This is a genomic window from Bifidobacterium sp. WCA-178-WT-4B (assembly GCF_009696495.1).
Classification (GTDB): domain Bacteria; phylum Actinomycetota; class Actinomycetes; order Actinomycetales; family Bifidobacteriaceae; genus Bifidobacterium; species Bifidobacterium infantis.
On record NZ_VULV01000001.1, the window covers coordinates 213,711 to 234,556 of the forward strand.

Annotated in this window: 15 protein-coding genes; 8 read left to right on the top strand and 7 right to left on the bottom strand. The window is 64.4% G+C overall.

The genetic code is table 11. The annotated features are described in order from the left end of the window. Positions 1-20: 20 nt before the first annotated feature. The 4 genes from FYJ31_RS00985 to FYJ31_RS01000 all read right to left on the bottom strand — a co-directional run bounded on the left by FYJ31_RS00985 (position 21) and on the right by FYJ31_RS01000 (position 6,353). Positions 21-2,528 (bottom strand): bifunctional lysylphosphatidylglycerol flippase/synthetase MprF, encoded by a 2,508-nt coding sequence (locus tag FYJ31_RS00985; RefSeq protein WP_229773816.1) that lies wholly within the window; start codon positions 2,526-2,528, stop codon positions 21-23. A 173-nt stretch (positions 2,529-2,701) separates the two neighbouring features. Then, positions 2,702-4,078, bottom strand: a complete 1,377-nt coding sequence (locus FYJ31_RS12390; protein WP_195839404.1) for an alpha/beta hydrolase — start codon at positions 4,076-4,078, stop codon at positions 2,702-2,704. A gap of 164 nt (positions 4,079-4,242) precedes the next feature. After that, positions 4,243-5,199: an aromatic amino acid DMT transporter YddG gene (gene yddG / locus FYJ31_RS00995; RefSeq protein WP_154535735.1), complete on the bottom strand. Its 957-nt coding sequence runs from the start codon at positions 5,197-5,199 to the stop codon at positions 4,243-4,245. 62 nt (positions 5,200-5,261) lie between these two features. Further along, complete coding sequence (locus tag FYJ31_RS01000) at positions 5,262-6,353, bottom strand: alpha/beta fold hydrolase (protein ID WP_154535736.1); 1,092 nt, start codon at positions 6,351-6,353, stop codon at positions 5,262-5,264. An 84-nt stretch (positions 6,354-6,437) separates the two neighbouring features. On the opposite strand from FYJ31_RS01000, the gene FYJ31_RS01005 reads away from it, so the two are divergent. From FYJ31_RS01005 to pknB, 8 genes are all read left to right on the top strand, one after another. Beyond that, entirely contained in the window at positions 6,438-8,891 is a 2,454-nt protein-coding gene (locus FYJ31_RS01005) for a prolyl oligopeptidase family serine peptidase (protein WP_154535737.1), read from the top strand. Between the two features lie 222 nt (positions 8,892-9,113). After that, a complete protein-coding gene (locus tag FYJ31_RS01010; protein ID WP_007051707.1) occupies positions 9,114-9,815 on the top strand; it encodes an FhaA domain-containing protein in 702 nt (233 codons plus the stop codon). Positions 9,816-9,844: 29 nt separating this feature from the next. Beyond that, positions 9,845-10,369, top strand: a complete 525-nt coding sequence (locus FYJ31_RS01015; protein ID WP_071478669.1) for an FHA domain-containing protein FhaB/FipA — start codon at positions 9,845-9,847, stop codon at positions 10,367-10,369. 4 nt (positions 10,370-10,373) lie between these two features. After that, complete coding sequence (locus FYJ31_RS01020) at positions 10,374-12,068, top strand: BofC C-terminal domain-containing protein (protein ID WP_071478668.1); 1,695 nt, start codon at positions 10,374-10,376, stop codon at positions 12,066-12,068. Continuing rightward, positions 12,065-13,624 carry an FtsW/RodA/SpoVE family cell cycle protein gene (locus FYJ31_RS01025; RefSeq protein WP_077424956.1) on the top strand — a complete coding sequence of 520 codons (1,560 nt, stop codon included), beginning with the start codon at positions 12,065-12,067 and terminating at the stop codon, positions 13,622-13,624. Before FYJ31_RS01020 ends, FYJ31_RS01025 begins: the two co-directional genes overlap by 4 nt. Further along, positions 13,621-15,087 (top strand): peptidoglycan D,D-transpeptidase FtsI family protein, encoded by a 1,467-nt coding sequence (locus tag FYJ31_RS01030; RefSeq protein ID WP_154535738.1) that lies wholly within the window; start codon positions 13,621-13,623, stop codon positions 15,085-15,087. The genes FYJ31_RS01025 and FYJ31_RS01030 overlap by 4 nt, the downstream gene beginning before the upstream one ends. Continuing rightward, positions 15,084-16,034 (top strand): serine/threonine-protein kinase, encoded by a 951-nt coding sequence (locus tag FYJ31_RS01035; RefSeq protein ID WP_032745087.1) that lies wholly within the window; start codon positions 15,084-15,086, stop codon positions 16,032-16,034. The genes FYJ31_RS01030 and FYJ31_RS01035 overlap by 4 nt, the downstream gene beginning before the upstream one ends. Beyond that, entirely contained in the window at positions 16,031-18,109 is a 2,079-nt protein-coding gene (pknB, locus tag FYJ31_RS01040; protein ID WP_154535739.1) for a Stk1 family PASTA domain-containing Ser/Thr kinase, read from the top strand. The genes FYJ31_RS01035 and pknB overlap by 4 nt, the downstream gene beginning before the upstream one ends. A 7-nt stretch (positions 18,110-18,116) precedes the next feature. Here the strand turns inward: pknB and FYJ31_RS01045 are convergent, their stop codons facing one another. The 3 genes from FYJ31_RS01045 to FYJ31_RS01055 are packed head-to-tail and all read right to left on the bottom strand — an operon-like array spanning position 18,117 to position 20,838. Continuing rightward, on the bottom strand, positions 18,117-18,761 hold the full coding sequence (locus tag FYJ31_RS01045) for an anthranilate synthase component II (RefSeq protein WP_154535740.1): 645 nt from the start codon (positions 18,759-18,761) through the stop codon (positions 18,117-18,119). A gap of 50 nt (positions 18,762-18,811) precedes the next feature. Then, positions 18,812-20,050 (bottom strand): class E sortase, encoded by a 1,239-nt coding sequence (locus FYJ31_RS01050; RefSeq protein WP_077424950.1) that lies wholly within the window; start codon positions 20,048-20,050, stop codon positions 18,812-18,814. Next, a complete protein-coding gene (locus tag FYJ31_RS01055; protein WP_077424948.1) occupies positions 20,047-20,838 on the bottom strand; it encodes a DUF881 domain-containing protein in 792 nt (263 codons plus the stop codon). Before FYJ31_RS01055 ends, FYJ31_RS01050 begins: the two co-directional genes overlap by 4 nt. Between the last annotated feature and the right edge of the window lie 8 nt (positions 20,839-20,846).

Here is a 20,846-nt window from a genome sequence, read left to right on the forward strand (position 1 = left end):
GCCATGACGGCGCGCGCCGTTCACGACCGCAGCGTGCTGAGCATGCCGGCCACTTCGGCGGCCGTCACGCTGGGCACATAGGCGCGCACCACGGCGAGTCCGATCTTCGGCAACGCGGCCGGATCGGGATAGCACACGTAGACCGGCGCCTCGGTGGGCTGGAATTTGCGTTTGAAGTTGAACAACGAGTGGAAGCCGTAGGCGGGTTCCATCCAGTCGGCCACGATCTGCAGCGCGTGCTGGAGCACCTGCGTGCCTTCGCTGGCCGGTGCCCCGTCCTCCCCGGCGTTGTCCCGATCGGGATTCATGCCGGCCAGGGGCGCCGCGGACAGGCTCATGAACTCCACGGCGTGCGCGGGATCGGCTTCGCCCTCGTCGCGCAGACGCTCGGCCATGCGCGCGATCAGGAACTCCATGATGCCGTTGGGGCTGTCGGTGCGATGGCGCATGAAATCCAACGTCCAGCCGACGATGCGCCCTTCGCGCCAGGTCGGCAGCCAACTGGTGACGCCCAACACGCGCCCGTCCGCGTCGACGGCGTACAGCAGCCGCACACGCGGGTCGCGGAGCTCCTCGACGCCGCCGAGCGTGAACCTCATCTCCGGCAACGCCTTGAGTTGCGCCCATTCCTCGGAAATGTCCTCGATCTGCTCGCGCACGTCAAGCGACGCTTCCAGGAAGGTGGACTGCACGTCGCTCACGCCATCGCGTTTGGCCTTGTTGATGGCGGTGCGCACATCCTGCCACTTCTTGCCGGTCGTCTTCCAGTTGCGCGGGTCGACCACCATCTCGCTGCCGACCTCGATGGAGTTCCAGCCGGCTTCCAGCAACGCGTCGCGCTGTTCCCGATGCACGCCGTAGAACACCGGCGACAGCGAACGTTCCACGCAGTACTGGGTGAAACCGTTCAGATCGTCCATCCATTCCGCTGGATCGCCGAATGGTCCGGTGCAGGTCAGGGCGATGCCGTTGAGCACGCGATACGCCACGGCCGATCTGCCCGTGGGGGACAGCCAGTAGCTGTTGCCTTCCCATGTGGTCATGAAGCTCATCGATTCGCCGCCGGTTTCGACCAGACGTTCGGCGCGCGCACGGGCCAGCTCGTTCGATTCGCTCACGTCGCCCATCCAGTGGATCACCACGGCCAGCACCACGATCCAGAACACCAGGCCGACGCCTTGGTACACGATCGAAGCCATCGGAGTGCGCGGCACGAACGACAGCTTCATATGGCTCAGGAAGCCTATGGGCAGGAACCGGCCCGGCAGTTCGGCCAGCAGCGACGAGGCGGTGGCGCGTGGCGAGAAGGTGGCGGGTTGGGCAATACCGTATATCAGGTATATGGCGGCGCACGCCAGCCAGGCCAGCACGATGGCGCCGATGCCGCCGACCAGCCTGCGCCAGCCGATGCGAATCGGGAAGTGTTTCATTGCCGCCAGCAGGGCGACGGCGAACAGCAGCGGGGGCAGGACGTTCGCCACGCAGGCCACGATCGCGCCGTGCTGTAGCAGGGAGGCCATGCCATCCGGCGCGAAGCTCAGCGGCACGACCAGATAGTAGGCGACGGCGATGGCCACCGTGAACAGGTTGATGGCCACGGTGCAGATGGCCGCGAACCGACGTCCGCGATACAGGCCCCACGCCAGCACCAAGGTCACGGCAGTGGGCAGCAGCGAGCGCAGCACCGCGCCGGGCATCGAGGCCCGCAGCAGATTGAACTGCAGGAAGCATCCGCCGTGCGTGTCACCAGCCAGGCATTTGGCCAGCATGCTGTTGTCGACGGAAACCGGGCTCATGAGCAGGCCGATCGTGCTGAGCGGGCCCGCATGGTTATGGGAGGTGATGGCGATGACCGGCCCCAGGGCCAGTACCACGGCGATGGCCGCGAATATGCGTCGTGCCTCGAAGGAGGTGCTGCGCAGCCAGTGCCATTCGGCTTCGACGTGCGCGGGCGGCCCGGCCATCACACGGCCGGCGGCATGGCCGATCAGCGCGGCGGCAAGTATGCAGTAGCCGCTGGGGTTGCCGCTGTAGAGCAACGTGACCAGGATCGCCACATAGCCGACGAGTCGGATGCGCCTGCGCCATAGGTGGCTGCAGAACGCGCTGGCCGCCATGAGCGCGCCGACCGGCAACACCAGCGGGCTCAATGCGAACCGCATGCGGGAGACGAACAGGGAGTCCTGGAACATCCATCCGGCCGCCGCGCACAGGGTCAGGCCCGCCAGCACGCCGCCGGCCGCGCAGGCGAGTGCGGTGACGACGGTGCGCACACGGCCGAGCCATGGTTCGGCTATCGACAACATGACGAGCCACAGGACGGCGTCGACCATAAGTTGGATGACGCCGCGCGCCAGGAACAGCGAGCAGATGAGTTTGCCGGCGTTGAATGTGGCCATGCTGGTGCTGAGCCGCAGCGGAAACGCGAATCCGGCCATCGCGGCCACCAGCCACGACGCCAGATTCAGCGCCACCAGCGCCGCCGTGGCGGTGACGGCCAACCGGTGGTCGTCCGCCCACTGCCGCATGTCACCGGCCAGTTCACGCCAGCTTTCCGCCGCATGGCTGGACCTTGCCGTATGCGGTTTGGTGGCTCGGGAGGTCGTGGTGGGCTTCGTCCGCGAGGGTTCCGCGTCCCGCAGGGGCCGCCGAGTCTGCGGCATGGCCGCCGGCCGCGCGTTCCCATGCTGTTGTTCTTCGCTCATTGCAACACCTCCACTTGTGGGTATTCCTCCAACGATTTCGTCATTTCGCCCAGACCGGTTCGCGCGCCGAACCAGTCGAGACCGGGGTTCCAGACCGCCTGCACCGCATGCCAGTCATGGTCGGCGCCGGGCACGACCAGTTCGGTGGTCTCCATGCCGGCCGCGCGCGCGGCCGCGGCGATGGTGCGCATGTTGGCGACCGACTTCCGATCCCCTTTGCCGGCGCCGGCGAACAGCGCCTGGCCGGCCGTGCCGGTGGCGGCGATGGCGTTGACCGGCACCTGCCCGTCGTAGGCCTTGCGGTCGCCGGCGAAATATCGCCGGACCATCGTCTCGACGCTGCCGTCGGTCGGCTCGAGCTCACCATCCACCGGCAGCATCGCACCGTAGATGTCGGGGTGACGCGGCACCAGCTGCGTGGTGCAGGTGCCGCCTTGCGAGAACCCGCCCATCGCCCACATACGGGCCGACTTGGCTACCGGCAGCGTCGTTGTGGCCCAGTTCACCACGTCTTTGGTGAGGTAGGTTTCGGCGTTGCCTCGGGTGGTGTCGGCGCACAGGCTGTTGTGCATGGCCGAACCGTTCTGGTCGGGTGCGAGCACGATCGGCGCCAGCCCGTCGTGTTCGGCGGCGTAAGCGTTCATCGTGGCGGCGATGTTGCCGGCGTCGATGAGGCGACCGGGACTGCCCGGCTGACCGGCGAGCAGCTCCATCACCGGCAGGGCCGGCGGGCGGTCGGACAGCGCGGCGGGCGGAAGGTAGACCATCGCCTTGCGCGCCTTGAACTTGGATTCGGTGTTCGGGATGTCGACGGCGAACACCCTGCCCGAGTCGGGCATGGATGGCAGAGCGTCCTTGCGCGCCTTGTCGCGCCACTCGCCGACGCTCATCGAGGCTTTGCGCACGGTGACCGAACCGAGCGGGGGGTACGGCGTATAGCCGACGAGATTGCCGATGGTCCGGTATTCGCCGTAGATCAAGTCCACGCCGAGCGCGGTGGACGCCAGCACCAGCGGCACCAGCACGACGGCCAGTGCGCGACGGGCTCCCCGCAACGTCACGGCGGCGGCTAGCACGAAGCCGAGGCCCGCGAAGCCTCCCGCGACGGTGAGGATCACCGGCCAGCCCAGCGATACGCCGAACACCATGAACACGTCGGACATCAGCCATGTGGCCAGTAGTCCGCCCGTGCCGGCGAGCGCGGCGGCAACCAGTGAGGCGACCAGCGGATGCGTGCGGCGGCGTCTGCCGCCGAATGCCAGTATGCCGATCAGTATGATCGCCGCGACCGCGGTCAGTCCGAACAAGGTCCGGGGCACGATCCCCCGGATCAGCGACAATCCCATGACCGTCTTCCAAACGGAGTCTTCCATTCCTCACCTTCGCGCTTCAGGCCATCACTTGCAGGCTCACGCCACACTAACCCGTGATTCTGGAGCATCGACGAGTTTCACGGAACCTGCCACGAGTTTTCATGATTTCCACAGGCTTCGCCCAGCGTCCCACGGGCGATACGCCCGGCATGCCCGGCACCGGGTTATTCGCGTGCGCCGACCAGATAGTTGAGTACCGAGCCGGCGGCCACCAGCAGCGCGCCGCACCAGAACGGCAGCGACAACGACAGGCCCAGCAGCACCGCGCTGGCCCCGGTGGACAGCACCGGCGTGGCGTATGAGGCGATGGCCAGCCGTTCCATCGAACCATGCAGAATGCCATAGCCCCAACAGGCGTAGCCGCCGCCGATCGCCGCCGCGGCGATCACCACGAACAGCCAGGCGGACGGGCGCGGCGGCGTGGACGGCCATCCCTGACCGGATGCGGCGTGGATGATCCACAACGCCACGGCCACCCACGGAAAGAACAGCGAGGTGCCGTCCACGCCATGACTCATGGCGGGCGTGAACACCGCATACACCGACCATGCGAGCGCCCCCGCGAACGCCAGCGCGTACGGCAGGGGGTCGGCGGCGACGTGCCGCACGGCGGCCTGCCAGTCAAGCCCGGAATTGCCGCCGACCGCCAGCATCACGCCGGCCGTGGCCACGACCGCCCCCGGCAGCACGGCGCGGACCGCGTGCCGACGATGGGACATGGCGGCCGACATCAGCACCATCATCGTGGGCCACAGGTAGTTGACCAGACTCACCTCCACCGAGGCTTCGGCGGTGGGGGCCAGACCCAGCGACAGGGATATCGACGATTCGTAGAAGACGAACAACAGGCCGCCGACGATCAGGTATCGCCGTGGGAACTCTCGGATCGGCGCAGGCCGCCGGAACACCAGCAGCAGGATGCCGCCCACCGTGTAGATGAGCGCCGAGCCGAGCGTGGCGCCGAAATCCTCGGCGACGATGCGCACGGCGGCGGCCATGACGCTCCACAACAGGATGGCCATCAGACCGATGGTCGTGGCGTGCGCGGATACGACGTGCCCGCCTCGCCGACCGGTCTGCGGTGCCGGTGCGCCTTTCGTGTGCCGTACGCCGTTCGCCATGGGTCCGCCTCTCTCGCCTTGTTCCGCAAGCCACTCTACCCATCGGATGGGTACAGCGGCGCTCAGTACGTGGCGCTGGCGATCGTCGGATCGTCGTAGAAGCCAAGGATCTTTTCGAGGTAGGGCTTGTAGGTGCTGTTGGGCATGGAGAAGATCTCGTGGCGTGATTCGGGGAACCGCACGAGATCGGCCTCGCCGCCGCCGTCCTTGACCAGTTGGATGAAACGGTTCTGCGGTTTGTTGAGCACCCACACGTCTCGGCCGGCCTGGAAGAGCATCACCGGCGTCTCCACTTCGGCGCAGGCGGACGGGCGCAGCACGGCCCGGTTGAGCTTGAGCGCCTGACGCACCCATTCGAACGTCGCGCAGTAGGTCTGGTATTCACGGTTTTCGCAACGCAGTCTGAAATACCAGCGTTCACGCGCCTCGGACGCGCCCTCGTTGCCTTTCATGGAGAATTCCGGCGTGAAGTCCGACTGCCCGAACACGCGCTTCTTGCCGAAGCCGAGTCCGCACAGCGCATTGACCAGCACACGGGCCACACCCAACGGCATGCCGGTGGCGGGGGCGATCATGGGGGCGGAGAGCACCGCCTTGTCGAACAGGGCGGGGTAGCGTTCGAGCAGGGCCGCGCCGATGCCGCCGCCCATCGAATGGCAGAACAGGTTCAGCGGCATGCCGGCCGCGTACTGCTGGCCGACGGTTTCGGCGAAACCGGCCAGATCGGCCACATAACGCCGCCAATCATCGATCCACACCATGCAATGATCGTCCACGTCGCGCGCGGACTTGCCGTGGCCGCGATGTTCGAGCACGCACACCGAATAGCCGGCGAGCAGGAAGTACCAGACCAGTTCGTCGTACTTCTCGGCGAACTCGGTGAAGCCGTGGCTGATGACGATGGCCCCGCGGAAGACGGCGGTGGCGCCTTGTTCGCGGATCGCGTCGAACCTGGCGGCGTCATAGCACAGGTAGTGCAGCTGGCCCGAGCGGCCGCCGGTGTCCATAATGCCGGACAACGGCTCGATGCCGGCCGACCGTTCGGCGGCGGACGGATCGAACCAGCCTTCCTCGCGGCACTGCTCAAGCGCGGGCAACACCACGTCGGCCATCGTTTCGGCGTACTTGTTCTCGTCGATCATCGTCACCTGCATGCTCCCCATCTTAGGACAAGTCCCGCGCCGCGGCCCCGGCTGATGTGTCACGCCACTGACCGTACGAGCGCGTAGGTTGTGAGTATGAGCGAAACCAATGATGTCAATGACGCAATCAAGCATTTTCCACGCCTCAGGGCGCGCACGCTGCGCTTCGGCTGCGGCGCGCCGCGCTCCGCACAGACCGTGGGCGACGGCTCGCGGGCCCTGTTCCTGCGCTCCGACGGCCCCGAGGATCTGGTGACCGCACTGTGGCTAAGCTGGTTCGACGAGTCCGGCGAACACCATGAGACCAAGCTGGCCGACCCGCGCGAACTGTTGGGCGCAACCGCCGACAGCGAGGACGTGCCGGCCGAGGAGAAGGCCCGCCGCGAACGCGCACGCGAAGGCGGCACCGGCATCGTCGGCTATTCGTCAGATGACGACGGCAATCGCATCGTGTTCACCATCAACGGCCGCCTGTTCCTGACCGACATCGATTGGAATGCCGAGACCGGCGCACCCGAGCCGCACACCCGTGAACTGGCCGGTGAATGGCTCGATGAGGACCCGGCGATGTACACGCCGGTGCTGAACCCGCGCATCGCCCCGGATGGCGAACATGTGCTGTACACCACGGGCAGCTACCTGATGCTGGTCGATATCGGCGGCGAGCTAGGTGACCGCATCACCGCCGTCTACGGCGTGAGCGTGGAGGATGAGGACGGCAATCCGGCCGAAAACACGTGGAAAATCGGTCTGGCCGAGTTCGTGGCCGGCGAGGAGATGGACCGGTACGACGGCTTCTGGTGGGCCCCGGATTCGCAGCACGTGCTGTTCGAGTCCTTCGACACCGCCGACGAGCCGACCTGGTACATCAGCGACCCGGCCGACCCCGAGAAGCGCGCGGACGGCCGCCGCTATCCGCGTGCGCTGACCCGCAACGCCGACGTGTATCTGACCGTGATCGCCATGGCGTTCGACGGAGACGGCCGGTACGCGGGCATCACCGGCAACGCCGACGTGGATTGGGATCGTGAGGCGTATGAGTATGTGGCCGCCGTGAACTGGCGTCGCGGCCACGATCCGCTGGTGCTGGTGCAGAACCGCCGACAGACCCGCGACCAGGTGCTCGAGGTGGCGGTCGCGGCGGATGGGGCCGCGCTGGGTGCCACGCGCGTGCTCGAGGAGCATGCGAACGACCAGTGGATCGACCTGATTCACGGCACGCCCGCCTACACACCGGATGGCCAGCTGGTGTGCCCGCTCAACGACATGGCCGCGGACACCAACCGTCTGACTGTGGACGGCCGCCCGTTCACGCCGGCCGGGTGGAACGTGCGCGCGGTGCTCGACGTGACCGACGACAACGTGCTGGCCGTGGTGCAGCGTGCGCCCGAGATCGCGACCGAGGTGCCGCGCGCCTGGGCCGGCTCGGACGCCGATTCGGATGCCGAGTCTCTGTTCGGCGGCCATGACGCCCGCAGTTTCGACGTGGTGAGTATCGATTACAACGGCACGATCACGCCGGTCACGACCGATCCCGGCCAGTGGACCGCCTCGCGCGGCGAGCGCGGCATCGTGGTCTCCGGCCGCGATATGCGTTCCGCCCGCGCCCAGATGCGGCATATTCTGGGAGAACAGAGCGCCACTATCTCGTCCACGGCGGCGGAACCCGGCTTTGCACCGAACGTCACGTTTACGCGACTGGGCGAGCACCAGCTGTACACGGCGATCATCGCGCCGAGCCCGTCCAGCCCGTACGCCCATGCCGACAAACTGCCGGTGCTGATGAAGCCTTACGGCGGCCCCGGGTTCCAGCAGGTCGTCGCCTCCCAATCCTTCTACTGGGAGGGCCAGTGGTGGGCCGACCAGGGCTTCCTGGTGGTCACGGCGGACGGCCGCGGCACCACAGGCCGCGGCCCGGCCTGGGATCGCGCGATCTTCGAGGATATGAAGGACGTAACACTGGCCGACCAGATTGAAGCCGTCAGCGCCCTTCCCGAGGCCGTCGCCCGGTTGAACGCCGATGCGGAATCACCTGCGGCACAGCTTGCTGCGAGCGATCAGGCAGACGCCGAGAACCGCCCACCGGTGCTTCGCGCCACCTCCCGCCAGCGGGAGGCGATTCCCGCGCCGGACCTCGACAAGGTGTGCATGATCGGCTGGTCCTACGGCGGCTTCCTGTCCGCACTGGCCGTGCTGGACGCGCCGAACGTGTTCAAGGCCGCGTGCGCCGGCGCCCCACCCACCGACTGGACGCTGTACGACACGCACTACACCGAGCGCTATCTGGGCCTCGACCCGGATGTGTACCGCCGCAACGGCATCGTGCAGGATGCGCCGGGACTCGTCCGCCCGCTTATGCTGATCCACGGCTTCGCCGACGATAACGTCACCATCGCCCATAGCCTGCGCCTCTCGCAGGCCCTGATGGCGGCGGGCCGGCCGCACACCTTCCTGCCGTTGACGGGCATCACCCACATGACCAACGACGAGACCGTGGCCGAGAACCTGCTCACCCTCCAGCGCGACTTCCTGCGCGACGCCCTGGCCTGACCGGTCCCGGGCGTGCCGTGGGCCGTGACGTCCGCGGCACGCCCGGGGTCCGCACCCGCACGGCATGCGGAAAAACGGCGTAGGTGGTGCGCCGCACCCATTTCCGCCCTGAATTCTTGGATATTTTTGGATATTTTGCACTCATCGCCACACAAAAGACCGGTTTTTTGCCTCATATTCCCATCACCGCGTAGGATGGGTGAGGATTAGAAAGGGAGGACTATGAGCGTTCTCGACCGTTTTGAAAAAAGCGTGGAGGGTGCAGTCAACGGAGTATTCGCCAAGTTTGGCTCCAAAGACCTGCAGCCTGTCGATCTTTCCAGCGCCTTGGAGCGCGAGATTGACGCCGAGGCCATGCCCGTGGGCCGTGACCGCACGGTGGCCCCGAATGAATACCGTTTCAAGCTCAGTACTCCTGACTTCGACCGTATCGAGGCATGGGGTAGCGAGACCCTGGCCAATGAGCTGGCCGACAACCTCACCGAGTACGCGAAGAGCCAGCATTACGCCTTCGTAGGCCCGGTGATTGTGATCTTCGAGGAAGACCTTGACCTGTCCAAGGGCAACTTCAACCTCACCTCCGAATCCGTGCAAGGCAATGCCGTGCCGGTCACCACCGATGCGCAGACCGAGGACAGCCCAGTGCTCGAGGTGAACGGCAACCAGTACCTGCTCACCAAAGACAAGACGGTAATCGGCCGCGGTTCCGGTTGTGATATCGTCATTGACGATCCGGGCATCTCCCGCAAGCACCTGGAAATCGACATCACCGACAACGGCGTTATCGCCCGCGACCTAGGCTCCACCAACGGCACGTACGTGGAGGGCCACCAAGTGCCCGCCGCCACGCTGCTCGACGGCAACACCATCACCATCGGCCGCACCCGCATCCTGTATTGGGCCTCCGCCCAAGCCCAGGAGTAGTCGAGCACACGCCCGAAAGCCGTCCACCCATGACCGAACTGACATTCGCCCTGCTCAAGTATGGATTCCTGATCCTGCTGTGGATATTCATCTGGCTGGCCGTGCGTTCGCTACGCAAGGACATCGAGACGTTCAGTCCGCGGCCTTCGCGTGCACGCCGCCGCCGTGAGCGTGAAGCGCACAAGACCCAGACCGAGCCGCCGCGGATGCCGCGCCCGCATCGCGGTTCCCATGCGGGCGCGGCATCCGCCGCTCCGGCGCAGCCCACCCTGCTCGTCATCATCGACGGCCCGCTCGCTGGCAGTTCCGTGCCGTTGTCCGACGCCGACATCACGCTCGGACGCGCCGCCTCGAACACCGTGGTGCTGGACGATGAGTTCGTCTCCTCCCGTCACGCCCGCGTGTACCGTGACATCCGTTCCGGGCAGTGGGCCATCGAGGACCTGAACTCCACCAACGGGACCGTGGTCAACCAGCAGCGCATCAACCGTCCTACCATCCTGCCCGCCCGTATCCCTGTGCGCATCGGCGCCACCACCTTCGAACTGAGGTAGCCGCATGCCAAAATCCGCCGCTTCACAACCGCTGTTCCTGTATTCCACCACGGTGTCCGATGTGGGCACCGTGCGCGCGAACAACCAGGATTCCTCCTTCGCCGGCGAGCATCTCATCGCCATCTGCGACGGCATGGGCGGTCACGCCGGCGGCGACACGGCATCCTCCATCGCCATCCGGTCGCTGGCCCACATCGAACGGGACGACACCGACGGCGATGTCGCGGCGATCGCCCATATGATGGAGACCTCCGTCATGGCCGCGCATGACGCCATCGTCGGCAAGGCCAAGCGCGAACGCAAACTCGCCGGCATGGGCACCACCGTCACCGCGGTGGCGTTGGTGGCCGGCTACTGGATCATCGCCCACATCGGCGATTCGCGCGCCTATCTGCTGCGCGATGGTCATCTGGGCCGCGTCACCTGCGACCACAGCTACGTGCAGCATCTCATCAACACCGGCCGCATCACCCCATCCGAAGCCAAGAACCACCCGCAGCGCAACGTCGTGATGCGTGTGCTCGGCGACTTCGACATCGACCCGCACCCGGACATCTCCATACGCCGCGCCCATCCCGCCGACCGCTGGCTGCTGTGTTCGGACGGCCTGTGCGGCGTGCTGGAGGACTCCACCATCGCGGAGACGATGACCGCGCTGTCCGATCAGGGCGAATGCGCGCAGCGTCTGGTGCAGATGGCGCTGCGGGCGGGCAGCACCGATAACGTCACGGCCGTCATCGCGGACGCCACGTTGGCGCTGGACGCCGACGCGTTCGACCTGCCCCATCAAACGCCGTTGGTCGGCGGCGCCGCCAGCCGCAATCTCGAGCCGATCGCGGACATCGTCAACGCGCCGGTGGCCACCGCTCCCGCGCTGCGCGAGGACGATTCGCCCGCACAACGCGCCGCGGCGCTGATCCAGCCAGCCAGCGCGCATGAGGCGGAGCCCGCGCAGACCACGGCCGAACCGTCGTCCGCGCGCGTGGTCCAGCCGTCCACGGTCCGCGAGGAGACCGGCGAGCGGGCCAATCCCGATACCGGTGAGATTCCGGTGGTGCAGAAGCCGGACGGGCGCTTGTCCGCCGATCCGAACGACCCGGACGTGGCCAAGGCCATCCGCGACGAGCAGATCGAGCAGAAGAAGGTCACACGCACCAGGAAACGCCGCAACAGGCTCGCCGTGATCGTCGCCTGCATTCTTGCCGCACTGGCGTTGGCCGGTGCCGGCTGGGGCGCGTACACGTGGAGCCAGGCGCATTATTACGTGGGCAACGCCAACGGCACGGTGGCCATCTACCGTGGCGTGCCGACCAATCTTTTCGGGCTTGAGCTTTCGCACGAAGTCGAGACCACCGACATCGCCATCGCGCAGCTGCCGCAATCATGGCGCGACCAACTGAGCCAAGGCATCACGGTCGGTTCGCTGGACGAAGCACAGTCGCATGTGGGCATCATCCGCACCGAAATGCGCAAACTGGCCAAGCAGCAGGAAGCCGACGTCGCCAAGAAGGCTGAGGCGTCCAATTCCCCGGACAGTTCCAAAGACAGTTCCCAGAGCGATTCCAAGGACAGCACCAAGGATTCGTCCAGCCAGTCCGGCTCCTCGTCAGACAAGTCCGGTTCGTCAAGCTCATCCGATTCCTCAGATAAATCCGGTATCGGAGCGGCCGACAACGCGGCCACGGGGGATGCACGATGATCGCTACCCGTCTACGTCAGATTTCCTTGTTGCTGATTGCCATGGCAATCAGTGCGTTGGCGTTCATCCAGATGTTCCAACGCACCGCCGGCGAATTCCCTATGCAATACGCCGGCATGCTGGCATTGGTCGTAGTGCTGTTTCTGGTGCTGTGGGGGCTGATCGTACACTTCCAGCCGTATGCCAGCCAGTCGATTCTGCCTTGCGTGCTACTGCTGACCGCCACCGGCGTGACCATGATCGCTCGCATTGACCAGAGCGAGGGCTGGGCGGTTGCCCAACGCCAGCTGGTGTGGCTGTGCATCGCCATCGTGCTTTCCGCGCTGCTCATCATCTTCCTGAAGGACTACCGCGTGCTGCGACGCTTCTCCTACGTGTCGATGGTGGTGGGCCTAGTGCTGCTGCTCGCCCCGATGCTGCCGTTCATCGGCATGGAGGTGAACGGCGCGCGCATCTGGATCAGGATTCCGGGATTGGGCCAGTTCCAGCCGGGCGAGTTCGCCAAACTGTTCCTCGCGTTCTTCTTCGCCGCATACCTGTTCGATCACCGCGACCGGCTGGCCGTGGGCGGCAGGAAGGTGCTGGGGCTGCAACTGCCCCGCATCAAGGACCTCGGCCCCATCATCGTGGTGTGGATCGCTTCGATGGGCGTGCTGGTCATGCAGCGTGACCTGGGCACTTCGCTCATGTTCTTCGCCATGTTCGTGGCCATGCTGTACACGGCCACCGGCCGGAAAAGCTGGATCATCATCGGTCTGATCGCGTTCGCCGCGGGCGCCGTGCTGGCCGCCGGCGCGTTCAGCCACGTGGGTCAGCGCATCGACGCCTGGCTGCACCCTTTCAGCAATGAGCAATACAACAAGACCCCCGGCGGCTCCTGGCAGCTGGTCACCGGCATATTCGGACTGGCGGCGGGCGGCATGCTCGGCACCGGCCTGGGCCAGGGGCATCCCTCGCTCGTCACGTTCGCGAACTCCGATTTCATCTACGCCTCGCTCGGCGAGGAACTCGGCCTGATGGGCGTGCTGGCCATGCTGATGCTGTACCTGCTCATCATCGCCTCCGGCTTCATCACGGCCATGAAAATCAAGGATGGTTTCGGCAAACTGCTGGCTTCGGGACTGGTGTTCACCATGGCGTTCCAAGTGTTCACCGTGGTCGGCGGCATCACGCTGGTGATTCCCCTGACGGGCCTGACCCTGCCTTATATGGCGGCCGGCGGGTCCAGCCTGATCGCCAACTATATTCTCGCGACCCTGCTCATCATCATCTCGAACTCGGCCAATGCGCCCGAGCCGGAGCTGACCTCGGATACGTTCCAGTACGAGGCTTTGGCCGTGCTGCGCAACAAGGAACTTGAGGCCAGGGCCCGCGCCACTGAGCCGATCGTTCAGCCTCGCAGCGCGTCGGCTACGGCGTCGCAGTCCGAGTCGGAATCGTTTGACGACCCCATTGTGGATACCACCACTCCGTCGTATACCGACGCCGATGAACCGTACACGCCTACCGGCACGATTCCCCCGCTTCCTCCCGTTAACGGAGGCACTCGCGTATGAACAAATATCTTCGTCAGCTTTTCACCGCCGTGGTCGCGCTGTTCGTGATTCTCGGCCTGTCGTCCACCATCATCATGGCGGTACGGGCCAACGCGCTGAACAACGATCCGCGCAACGCCCGTTCGCTGTACCACCAGCTCGGTGCCTACCGCGGTGCCATCCTGGCCTCGGACGGCACGGTCATGGCCAAATCCGAGCCGGTCAACGACGCATTCAAATACCTGCGTACCTATTCCAACGGTCCGCTGTATGCTCCGGTCACCGGCTTCTTCTCCATCAACCAGACCGCCGATCGCGGCCTGGAAGCCTCCCGCAGCATGCTGCTCAACGGTGAGGCCGATTCATTGATCTGGCAGCGGGCCAAGGCCATGCTCACCGGCGCTACGAATCAGGGCGCGTCCATCGAAACCTCCATCGACCCCAAGCTGCAGCAGGTTGCCTACGATCAGCTCGGTACGCGCGATGGTGCGGCGGTGGCCATCGAAGTCAGCACCGGTCGTATCCTCGCCATGGTGAGCACGCCCAGTTATGATCCGAACAAACTGGCGACCCATGACACCAAAGCCGCGTCTCAGGCCTACAACGAACTTTCTGCGGGCCAAAATAGCCCACTAATCAACCGTGCCACCTCGCAGCTGTACCCACCAGGGTCCACGTTCAAGACCATCGTCGCCTCGGCTGCGCTGGAAACCGGCGAATATCAGACGGACACGAAGATTCCTGCAGGCGCCGGCTACACGCTGCCCGGCACCGCCACACAGCTGCCGAACGACGAGCATCAGGCCGACGGCGTCAACGGGCAGATCTCCCTGCAAGAGGCCGTCGCGTGGTCGTCCAACACCGCGTTCGCCCAGCTTGGCGTGAAACTCGGCGCGAGCAAGGTTTCGGACATGGCCACCAAGCTCGGGTTTGGCAGCACCATCACCATTGACGGCACCGAATCCACGGGCACCCCGATGACGGCCACCGCGTCCACATTCCCCTCTGATCCGACCGACGACAAGCTTGCGCTGGCGTCCATCGGCCAAGGCGACACCACGGCCACGCCGTTGCAGATGGCGATGGTCGCGCAGGCAATCGCCAACAATGGCAAACTGATGCAGCCCACGCTGGTCGATCGTGTGCGCGCCGCCGATCTCACCGTACTTTCGCAGACCAAACCGCAAACCATGGCCAATGCGTTCAACAAGGATTCCGCAGACAAGCTCACCACGATGATGGAAAGCGTGGTGACCGAGGCCAATCCGCAGCTGGCCATCAACGGCATCAAGGTGGCGGCCAAAACCGGTACCGCACAAATCGGTACCGACAACTCTGCCATCGACGGCTGGGTGATCGGTTTCGCGCCGGCGGACGATCCGCAGATCGCCGTCGCGGTGTTGGTGCATAACACAGATGTATACGGTTCGCTCGCCGCTGGCCCGATCATGCGCGCGATGATGCAGGAGGCTTTGCAGCAGTGAAACTTATCGAAGGACAGCTTATTCACCGCCGATATCGTCTTGATTCGCGTCTTGCGCAAGGCGGTATGGGCGAGGTCTGGAAAGGCTACGATATTCAGCTCGGCCGTGAAGTGGCCATCAAGGCGCTGCGCTCGGACGTGACCAACGCCGAGGCCAAGCTGCGCCGCCTGCGTGCCGAAGCCCATAATTCCGCCAATCTGGCGCACCCGAATATCGCTGCGTTGTTCGAATACTACGAGCATGACGGCATCGGCTTTCTGATTATGGAATACGTCCCCTCGAAATCGTTGGCGGATCTGTTCCACAGCAAGGGCGCGATGGATCCCGTCGAACTGCTGCCCATTCTGATTCAGACCGCGCGAGGCCTATTCGTGGCCCACTCGCACGGCGTGATTCATCGTGACGTCAAGCCGGCCAACATCATGGTCTCCGACACCGGCGAAGTGAAGATCACCGATTTCGGCGTGAGCTACTCCACTGGCCAAGGCCAGATCACCCAGGACGGCATGGTGGTGGGCACCGCACAATACATCTCCCCCGAGCAGGCGCAGGGCCAGCAGGCCACGCCGCAATCGGACATCTATTCACTGGGCGTGGTGGCGTACGAGGGCCTTGCCGGGCAGCGTCCGTTCACCGGCACCACTCCGGTCGATATCGCCGCAGCGCACGTGAACAATCCCGTGCCTCCACTGCCGGACTCGGTGGACGTCCAGTTACGCGAATTTGTCATGTCAATGCTGGCCAAGGACCCGTTGGATCGCCCGAATGACGCGCTGGTGGTGTCCCGCACGCTGGCACGCATCGAACGCCGTCTGCTGGATCAGCAGACCGAAATGGCCGACACCGCCATGGTCACGTCCGGCAATCGACTGCCGCGCCGAGTGACCAGCACGCCACGCATTGTTTTGGAGGCCCCGGCCTCAAGATTGGGAGGGAATAAGCAATGAGCACCAGTATGCCCACCGCATTGGCCGGCGGACGCTACCAGCTTGGCCAGCTCATCGGTCGTGGCGGCATGGCCGAGGTCCACGTGGCCCTTGACACCCGTCTGGGCCGTACCGTGGCCGTGAAAATCATGCGCGCCGATCTGGCCAACGACGACATCTTCCTGGCCCGTTTCCGCCGGGAAGCACACGCCGTGGCCCAGATGAACAACCCGAACATCGTGAACATCTACGATTCGGGCGAAGAACTGGTTTCTTCCGAAAGCGGCGATACCGAGCGTCTGCCGTACATCGTCATGGAATACGTCAAGGGCCAAACCCTGCGCGACATCATCAAGGTCAACGGCGCACTCAGCCAGCGCGACTGCGAACAGGTGCTGTTGGGCGTGCTTAACGCGCTCGACTATTCGCATCGCATGGGCATTATCCACCGCGATATCAAGCCCGGCAACATCATGATTTCCGAGCAGGGCGTGGTCAAGGTCATGGACTTCGGCATCGCCCGCGCTCTGGACGATTCCGCAGCCACCATGACCCAGTCGCAGGGCGTGGTGGGCACCGCTCAGTACCTTTCTCCCGAGCAGGCGCGCGGCGAGACCGTCGACATGCGTTCCGACCTGTATTCCGCTGGCTGCGTGCTCTACGAGATGCTCACCGGCCGCCCGCCATTTACCGGCGATTCCGCCGTGGCCATCGCCTACCAGCATGTTTCCGAAGTCGCCACGCCGCCATCCGCCGTGGTGCCGGGGCTGCCGAAGATGTGGGATTCGATCTGCGCCAAGGCCATGGCCAAGGACCGCCAGAATCGCTATGCCACGGCCTCCGAGTTCAAGACCGACATCCTGACCTACATGAACGGCGGCGTGCCGGTGGCGGCCGCGTTCAACCCATTGACGGACCTGTCGAATATGAAGGCCCGCAAGGAAGCCGAACGTGATTTGCCCACCACGCCGGTGGAACCGCAGCAGCAGCCCACCCAGGCATTCAACCCGGTGACCGGTCAGTTCGAGCAGATTCCACCGGCCAATGGTGCCAACTCAGCGGCGTTGCAGTCCCGCGCGCAGCAGCGTGCGGCGGCGGCCAAGGCCAAGAAGCGCAAGAAGATCATTATCGGTTCGGTGATCGCGGTGCTCGCCGTGGCCCTTGTCGGCGCGGGCGTCGTGTTCGCCATGAGCGGCGCGCCCAACAAGTCCGCCGAAGACAAGGTCACCATACCCGAGGTGTGCAACGCCTCCACCTCCAAGGACAACATCAAGCTCAAGCTTGAGACATTGGGCTTGAAGATGACCGAAAAGCAAGACACCGACTCCACCGAGCCGGAAGGCACCTGCACCAAGATGAGCCCGGATGCCGGCTCCAAGGTGGCCAAGGGATCTGCCGTGAAGGTGTGGTTCTCCGCAGGCCCGCAGTCCACTCAGGTTCCGGATGTCAAGGAACGCAGCCAGGAAGAGGCGCGCAGCATTCTGGAAAGCGCCGGATTCAAGGTGAATGCCACCGTCAGAACCGAAGACAGCGCCGACATCGCCAAGGATATGGTGACGAAAACCGATCCTGCCGCCGGCCAGTCGGTTCCCAAGGGCACCACCATCACCATATATGTTTCTTCCGGCATGACCACCGTACCGAGCAATTTGGTCGGTCAGTCGAAGGACAGCGTGCTACAGCAGTATGAGGGCAGGTTCAGCTTCACTGTGGAACAGGAGAGCTCCGATACGGTGGAGGCCGGTCTGATTACCCGTGTAAGCCCTGATTCGGGCTCTTCTATCGCACAGGGCGGGTCCATCACCATTTGGGTGTCCACGGGCAAGGAGAAGGTCGCTGTACCGAATATCGCCGCAGGCACTAAATACGCCACCGCCGAACTCATGCTGAAGGCCGTCGGCCTCAAGGCCCAGGCCAACGGTCCGGCCGACCCCACCGCCGTGGTGGTCGGCATCGATCCCGGCGCCGGCGCCCAGGTCGACGTGGGCTCGACCGTCACCATCACCACGAAGGCCGCCGCCACAGGCGACAACAACGGCAACACAGGAGACAACGCTGGCGGCAGCGGTAGCACCGGCCCAGGCGGCAACAAGTAGACGACTGCTACTTCGTGACCTTGGGCTGAAGGCCGGCCGACTTGGCCACGGCGTTGTCTTGGCCGCACACGCTCAGCCAGTTGGCCAATAGACGGTAGCCGTCCTGGGTCATCACCGACTCGGGATGGAACTGGACGGCATACATCGGCTTGTCCTTGACCTTGATGCCCTGAATGGTGTGGTCATCCTGCGTCCACGCGGTGACCACCAGCGTATCCGGCACCGAATCGGGCTCAACGGCCAATGAATGGTAGCGGGTGGCGGTCATGGGATTGGCCACGCCCTCGAAGATCTCGTCATCGACATGCTCCACCGGGCTGGTCTTGCCGTGCATGATGGTGGGCGCGTGGCCCACCGTGCAGCCGTACACCTCGGCGAGTGCCTGCAATCCCAGGCATACGCCGAACATCGGCATGCCGGTGGCCGCGCACAGGCGAATCATATCCTCACTGGCACCGGATTCGGCCGGAGCGCCCGGGCCGGGAGAAATCAACACGCCATCGTAACCGTCCAGTACACCCGGCGCGGCTGGGTCGATAGCGTCGTTACGCACCACATCAACAGTGGCGCCAAGGGTTTGCAGATAGCCTACGATCGTGTAGACGAAGGAATCGTAGTTATCCACCACCAAAATATGCGCGGAATCGGTCATAGGGCTCTCCTTGAGGGACGTGTACTGCAAGACATAGTACTAGGCTGCCGTCAGCTCACTGCCACGAAGTTCGACATCTGCTGTAGGAATGGGATATTGGCGGCGGCCCAAGGGAATCCCCACTGGAACAGCGCCGCGGCGGCTGCGAACAACAGCAGAGCCAGCAGCAGCCATCGAATCGGTGCCACGCCGGGCTGCAGACGCAACAGTCCGCCATAGATGCTGGCATCCGGTCGGCGACGCTCACCCGCGCGAATCTCGCGCAGCACCGGCCAGCGCCATGCCACCGCAGCGGCGATGAACAGAACCAGCCACACTACCAGCGCGCCGAATACCACCTTGTCCAGCGAGCCAATGCGGGAAGCGATCGAGGGAGTTTCAGTGGTGGAGAACTTCACTGCACCGGACGAATCAGTAGTAGCCAGCTCTTTGGGCACGCCATCAGACACTTTGGCCCAGTACGCCAACTCACCATAGCTGATCCATCGATGGGTGGGGGTGGAGTATTTCGGCTCACAGGTGGTCAGTGTGATCATGCGTTTGGTGGGATTGGCAGTGGAGTCTTCCGGATTGGGGGCGATCACATACATGTCCGTGGGCAGCACAATCTCGTACCGGGTGTAGTGGTAGACGTACCAGTAATCCTTGGTACGAACGATGATGGGATCGCCTTCCTGCAACTTGTCCACATCGCCCAACGGCTGCCCGTAGCCGTTGCGGTGGCCGGCGACGGCGAAGTTGCCGACCTGCCCCGGCATCTGGGTGGTGTCGTAATGGCCCAGACCGTGGCGATTGAGCTGCTCGAGCGTGGTGCCTTCCACGATGTTGCGGTGCCATTGGGAGCCGAAGCGCGGAATGTAGATCTGCGCAATCAAGTCGCCATATTTCGCGTCTTTCGGCTGTACCGGCGCATCGCCCTCCTGAGCTTTGGCGATGGTGACCGTTCCCCCGTTGTTGCTGGGGTCGCTCCAGTCGACGGACTGGATGGTTTCGTTCTGGGCTCGCTCCGCCTCGACACCGGTCCACCACATCTGCCAGACGATGTACAGGGCGCAAATCACGGCAGCGGTAATCAGCAGTTCGGCGCAGATGCCGAGTGCTTGCCAGACCAGGCTCCGCTGGGGCGAAGACGCGCCGCGTACTGCGGTACGACGGGACCTTGCCCTGCTGGCATTGGCCGGGTCTGCCACCATTCGTGCGGCATCGTCCTCGGGGAAGGGTTGCACGTCCGACACGGACGCGAGATCAATGGGCGCCGGTGCGCAGCTGTCGTGCCTGCCGTGTCTCATTGCTGAGTCTGCTCCTCATCTGTGGTCTTTGATGTATCGACCGTGGCATATTTCAACTGCTGCAGCAAGGCGGCGGTAGCGGGGAACTGAAGGTCCTCGGCATTCTCCACCTTGTAGCCAATGCCAAACGCGGTCACATATTGCTTAAGAATGGTAATGGCTTCGGAGTCGTTCAACGCTGCGCGAAGTCTTTGCGGGTCGCCAATAGCGGAAATGGTGAACGGCGGCGAGTATTTCTTACCGTGCAACGACAGCACGTTGCCAGAACAGATGACCGCCGAATTGAACAGCACCCGCTGATCCATAATCATCAGCGCATCGGCACCGCCGGCCCACAAGGCATTCACCACCGATTCGACATCCTGCTGGTGAATCACGTAATCGTTGATATTGGCGGTCGTGCCATTGTTGTTGACGGCGTTCTCCCATAACGGAGAATCATCCAGCGTTACCGTTACGCCGCTGCCGCTGAGCGCGGGCAGCATCAGGCTGGAATCCACATTGCTGGAGTCCTTGCCCTGACGCCGCGTGGCACCGCTGCCATCGGCTTTGAGCGCGTCCGTGAGATTGGCGACTTGTTCGGTCAGGTCGCTGACGTCCTGTTGGAGTTGGTTGGCCTCGTCCACGCCCTGCTCCACCAGACCGGCCGTATCGCTGGTGACGTCAGCCGTACGATTGACCCTCACGTTGGTGCTCAGCAGAAAACCGGTCAGGGCGACGACGACGAACACCGCGACACCACCCCATAGGGAGCGCCGTGCGCCATGCTTGCCGATATGCCTGGCCATGAATTTCC